At 53.1% G+C, this 578-nt stretch carries 1 protein-coding gene; it reads left to right on the forward strand.

All coding sequences use genetic code 11. From position 1 onward, the window contains the following. Positions 1-578, forward strand: a 578-nt coding sequence (locus K5E19_RS23530; protein ID WP_221553342.1) for an MFS transporter, incomplete at both ends; no start/stop codon positions are given.

Below are 578 nucleotides of genomic sequence, written 5' to 3' on the forward strand. Positions count from 1 at the left end.
GAAAAAATACCGGTCAAAGAGAAAATAGGCTATAGCCTGGGAGATGCAGCAAGTCATATTGTATTTGACTCATCGGTTGCCATTCTGGCGTATTACTATACCGATATTTATGGCTTACCGCCGGCCATAATGGGCACCATGTTTCTTCTGGTGCGTTTATTAGATGCGATTACCGACCCGGTGATGGGGGCGATAGCCGATGCAACGTCGACGCGCTGGGGGCGCTTCCGTCCCTGGCTGCTGGCGATATGCGTTCCCTTTGCGGTCAGCTGCGTCCTGGTCTATTCCATTCCGAATTTTACCGAAACCGGAAAAATTTATTATGCCGTCGGGGCATATATATTTATGACCCTGATGTATACCGCCATAAATATTCCATATTGCTCTCTGGGCGCTGCGCTAACGTCCGATCCGCGTGAAAATCTCTCCTTGCAGTCCTGGCGCTTTGCCATCACGCCGATTGGCGGGGCGCTCGGAACGGCCCTTATTTTGCCCCTGGCGGATTACCTCTTCCCGGGCGACAGGGCGACCGGCATACAGGTGGCGATGGCGCTCTTTGGCTCGATCGGCTGTCTGAT

Origin of the sequence: Enterobacter sp. RIT637 (assembly GCF_019718755.1) — a bacterium.
Classification (GTDB): domain Bacteria; phylum Pseudomonadota; class Gammaproteobacteria; order Enterobacterales; family Enterobacteriaceae; genus Enterobacter.